Below are 4828 nucleotides of genomic sequence, written 5' to 3' on the forward strand. Positions count from 1 at the left end.
CCGACGGGCACGATGGGGTAGGGTTGTGGTCGGAGTGTTTGAACGCACCCGGACAATTGATGTGCATGAACTCAAGTGATTGAAAGGATATCGCTATGCTGGACTGGAAAAACCGTGAAGGCAGTGCCAAAGGCCCCGCTCCTGAGCCCAAGTCGGCCAACCGTGGCTACTTTCGCAACCTGCTGATGAGCAAAGCCTTGCTCAGCGTGTTGGGCTTGTACCTGTTGGTCACCGGTGCCCTGGGTTGGTACTGGAGCGAAGAGCCGGCGCTATTCCCGGTCCAGCAAAACGCCCAGCTTGCCGCCGAGAAGGAAGGCAAGCAGATGGTGGTGGGCTACACCACCGTCGAAACCCTCAAGACCGTGGTCGGCACCTTGCTGAACAAGCCGGGTGGCTATATTTCCAACGACCGTTTCCCGCCGGGCCTGTGGATGGACAACATGCCAAGCTGGGAATACGGCGTGCTGGTGCAGGTACGCGACCTGACCCGTGCCCTGCGTAAGGATTTCGCCCGCTCCCAGTCGCAGTCGGCTGAAGATGCCGACCTGGCCAAGGCCGAGCCGCGTTTCAACTTCGACAACAAGAGCTGGGTTCTGCCATCCAGTGAGTCGGAATACCAGGAAGGCATCAATTCCCTGAGCCGCTATGAGGCGCGCCTGTCCGACCCGAACCAGAAGGGCGCGCTGTTCTACGCCCGTGCCGACAACCTGAACAACTGGCTGGGCGATGTCGCCACCCGTCTGGGCTCACTGTCGCAACGTCTGTCGGCCAGCGTCGGTCGGGTGAAGCTCAACACTACGCTCAAGACCGAAGCGCTGGCGCCGGGCCAGGTGCCGCAGGTCGATGAAGAAGTGGTGGAAACTCCATGGATGCAGATCGACAACGTGTTCTACGAAGCCCGTGGTCAGGCGTGGGCCTTGTCCCACCTGTTGCGCGCCATTGAAGTCGACTTTGCCGATGTCCTGGCCAAGAAGAATGCCACCGTCAGCGTGCGCCAGATCATTCGTGAGCTGGAGGCCTCGCAGGAAACCGTTTGGAGTCCTATGATTCTTAACGGCAGTGGTTTCGGCATTCTCGCTAACCACTCGCTGGTAATGGCCAACTATATTTCCCGGGCAAACGCTGCAGTGATCGATTTGCGTCAGCTCCTCAATCAGGGTTGATGATGGACGCTACTCAAAGGGAGGCCGCACATCGAGCGGCTTCCGACGCTGAACTTATCTGTTGGGTCGACGAGCGGGACAACCTGCTCGGGCACCTCGTCAGGTCTGACCTTCGCCAGCGCGGTCTGATCGGCCGCTGCACCTTTATCTTCTTGTTCAACTCCCAAGGTGAACTATGCGTGCATCGGCGCACCTTGAGCAAGGCGCTGTATCCCGGGTTCTGGGACACGGCGGCGGGCGGGATGGTCGAGAAAGGTGAGAGTTACGCCGTTTCGGCTCGGCGGGAGCTTGCTGAAGAGCTGGGTGTAAGTGGCGTTGATTTGGTCGAACACGACCATTTCTACTTTGAGGATGGCGACAGCCGGCTCTGGTGCACATCCTACTCTGCGGTGTGGGACGGCCCCTTGCGACTGCAGCCTGAAGAGGTCATGGAAGCGCGCTTTTTACCCATTGAAAATGTCCTGCAGGAGGCTGAACAAAAGCCTTACTGCCCGGACGCCCAGGAGGGCTTGCGGCGCTATCTGGCCTCGCGTCGCTAAAGTTGCATAAATTGGCGCCATTTGGCTCTTAGCAAGTCGGCTTTTTGTGGTTACACTGCGCGACTTTTCACCCGAACCACCCTTGGCGGTTCGGTAGCGCTGCCCCTGCCTGAGTGGGGCTTCGCGGTTGGCCACCTCTTCGCAGGTGCCGATCAGTCTTTGTCCTCCCAAGAGGATTGCCGGTGGCCAAAAAAGCCGCATCCTTCGCCGCCCTTGGTGGCCTGGTATTTTCCACCGACGCAGGTCGACACTGCCCGGACTGTCGTCAGCCCGTGGATTCGTGTACCTGCAAACAGACCCTGATTCCTGAAGGCGACGGTATTGCCCGCGTGCGACGTGAGAGCAAAGGCCGTGGCGGCAAGACGGTGACCACTATCACCGGCGTGCCGCTGGCCGAGGATGCCCTGAAGGAATTGGCCACTACGCTGAAAAAGCGTTGTGGCACCGGTGGCGCGTTGAAAGACGGCGTCATCGAAATCCAGGGCGATCACGTCGAGTTGCTGTTGGCCGAGCTGATCAAGCTCGGGTACAAGGCCAAGAAGTCCGGCGGCTGAAAGCCTCTTCCCGACCTGTGTCTAAACTCTGTCCTGCGAGTGGGGTCTACCTCTCTCGCAGGCAAATCGTCATTTTCATTCTTTAGACTGCGCCAGCCTTACAAAAAGGGTGCGGCGATTTTCGACTTTATATAGGGGACTTCGATGTCCGTACGACGCACACGCAAAGACGATGGCAGCCAATGGACAGTTGCGGACAGCCGCAGTGTTTACGGGATTCGCCATTGGGGGGCCGGGTATTTCGCGATCAATGATGCCGGTCGCGTTGAAGTCCGTCCGAACGGCCCGAACAGCACGCCTGTCGACTTGTACGAGCAAGTCGACGAACTGCGTAAAAGCGGCTTGTCCTTGCCGCTGTTGGTGCGCTTTCCTGACATCCTGCAAGACCGTGTACGCCAGCTGACCGGCGCTTTCGATTCGAACATCGAGCGCCTGGAATACCAGAGCAAGTACACCGCGCTGTACCCGATCAAGGTGAACCAGCAGGAAGCGGTGATCGAAAACATCATCGCCACCCAGAACGTGTCCATCGGCCTGGAAGCCGGCTCCAAGCCTGAGCTGCTGGCCGTGCTGGCCCTGGCGCCGAAGGGCGGCACCATCGTGTGCAACGGTTATAAGGACCGTGAGTTCATCCGCCTGGCGCTGATGGGCCAGAAGCTCGGTCACAACGTATTCATCGTGATCGAAAAAGAATCCGAAGTCGGCCTGGTGATCGAAGAGGCGGCGAGTCTCAAGGTCAAGCCGCAGGTTGGGCTACGCGTACGTTTGTCGTCGCTGGCCTCGAGCAAGTGGGCGGACACCGGTGGCGAGAAGTCCAAGTTCGGTTTGTCGGCAGCGCAGCTGTTGTCGGTGGTCGAGCGTTTCCGCGCTGCCGGCCTGGACCAAGGCATCCGCCTGCTGCACTTCCACATGGGCTCGCAGATTGCCAACCTGGCCGACTACCAGCACGGGTTCAAGGAAGCCATTCGTTACTACGGCGAACTGCGCAACCTTGGCCTGCCGGTGGACCACATCGACGTGGGCGGCGGCCTGGGTGTGGATTACGACGGTACGCACTCGCGTAACGCCAGTTCGATCAACTACGACATGGACGACTACGCCGGTGTGGTCGTGGGCATGCTCAAGGAGTTCTGCGACGCACAGAGCCTGCCGCACCCGAACATCTTCTCCGAAAGCGGTCGTTCCCTGACCGCCCACCACGCCATGCTGGTGGTGCAAGTCACCGACGTCGAGAAACACAACGACGACGTGCCGGAAATCGAGAACAAGGAAAGCCTGCCGGAAACCGTGCAATGGCTGGTGGACCTGCTGGGTCCGACCGACATCGAGATGGTCACCGAAACCTATTGGCGCGCCACCCACTACATGAGCGACGTGGCCACCCAGTACGCCGACGGCAAACTGACCCTGGCGGAAAAAGCCCTGGCTGAACAGTGCTACTTCGCCGTGTGCCGCCGCCTGCACAACTCATTGAAAGCCCGTCAGCGCTCGCACCGCCAAGTGCTGGATGAGCTCAACGACAAGCTGGCCGACAAGTACATCTGCAACTTCTCGGTGTTCCAGAGCCTGCCGGACACCTGGGCCATCGGCCAGGTATTGCCGATCCTGCCGCTGCACCGTCTCGACGAAGAGCCACTGCGCCGTGCTGTGCTGCAAGACCTGACCTGCGACTCCGACGGCAAGATCAAGCAGTACGTCGACGAGCAGTCCATCGAGACCAGCCTGCCGGTGCACGCCTTGAACGAAGGCGAGGACTACTTGCTGGGCATCTTCCTGGTAGGTGCTTATCAAGAGATCCTGGGCGACATGCACAACCTGTTCGGTGACACCGACTCGGTGAACATCTACCAGCGTGAAGACGGTTCGGTGTACAGCGCCGGGATCGAGACCCACGACACCATCGAAGACATGCTGCGCTACGTGCACTTGTCGCCGGAGGAGTTGATGACGCACTACCGTGACAAGTGTGCGAGCGCGAAGATCAGCTCCAGCGAGCGTACGCAGTTCCTCGACGCGTTGCGTCTGGGCCTGACGCGTTCGTCTTACCTGTCGTCGTGAGGCGATAGCAGCTGAACAAAACCCACCTTCTCAGGTGGGTTTTTTGTTTTACGGCTCGGCCAACCACCGGTTCCGAGTGTTCAGGCGCCAGCCGATGAAGGCCAGGGTGAGGCTGCGCAGCGCCATGAAGAGCAAGAAAGTTATCCACAGACCGTGGTTACCCAAACCCTGCAGCGCCCAGGCGAAAGGAGCCGTCAACAGGACGGTCAACAGCATGCCATTGCGCATTTCGCGCGCGCGGGTTGCGCCGATGAACAGGCCGTCCAGCAGGTAACTCCAGACCGCAATCAACGGCAGTATCGCCAGATAAGGCAAATAGAGGTCGGCCGTTTCGCGCACGCTAGGAATATCGGTTTGCATGGCGATGAACAGGTGGCCGGCGACGGTGAACAGTAGGGCAAACCCGATACTGGCGATCAGCGACCAACCGCCAGCGACCACCAGCGACCGGCGCAGCGCCTGGCGGTCATGGGCGCCGATGGCGTGGCCGCACAGGGCTTCGACGGCGTGAGCT

5 protein-coding genes are annotated in these 4828 nt (G+C 59.9%); 4 read left to right on the top strand and 1 reads right to left on the bottom strand.

Annotated elements, in window-relative coordinates:
• Window positions 1-185 precede the first annotated feature (185 nt).
• The 4 genes from ACRESD_RS03520 (at window position 186) to speA (ending at window position 4314) form a co-directional block, all read left to right on the top strand.
• Window positions 186-1163 (top strand): DUF2333 family protein, encoded by a 978-nt coding sequence (locus tag ACRESD_RS03520; protein WP_431749658.1) that lies wholly within the window; start codon window positions 186-188, stop codon window positions 1161-1163.
• Between the two features lie 2 nt (window positions 1164-1165).
• Window positions 1166-1702: an NUDIX hydrolase gene (locus ACRESD_RS03525; RefSeq protein WP_431749655.1), complete on the top strand. Its 537-nt coding sequence runs from the start codon at window positions 1166-1168 to the stop codon at window positions 1700-1702.
• Window positions 1703-1884: 182 nt separating this feature from the next.
• Window positions 1885-2256 carry a translation initiation factor Sui1 gene (locus ACRESD_RS03530; RefSeq protein ID WP_005784408.1) on the top strand — a complete coding sequence of 124 codons (372 nt, stop codon included), beginning with the start codon at window positions 1885-1887 and terminating at the stop codon, window positions 2254-2256.
• A gap of 144 nt (window positions 2257-2400) precedes the next feature.
• The gene (gene speA, locus ACRESD_RS03535) at window positions 2401-4314 is read left to right on the top strand and encodes an arginine decarboxylase (RefSeq protein ID WP_431749656.1); all 1914 of its coding nucleotides are present in this window, start codon (window positions 2401-2403) and stop codon (window positions 4312-4314) included.
• 48 nt (window positions 4315-4362) lie between these two features.
• Here the strand turns inward: speA and ACRESD_RS03540 are convergent.
• The coding region (locus ACRESD_RS03540) for an MATE family efflux transporter (protein ID WP_431749657.1) at window positions 4363-4828 on the bottom strand (466 nt) is incomplete at its 5' end.

This window comes from Pseudomonas sp. (genome assembly GCF_050739995.1).
Classification (GTDB): domain Bacteria; phylum Pseudomonadota; class Gammaproteobacteria; order Pseudomonadales; family Pseudomonadaceae; genus Aquipseudomonas.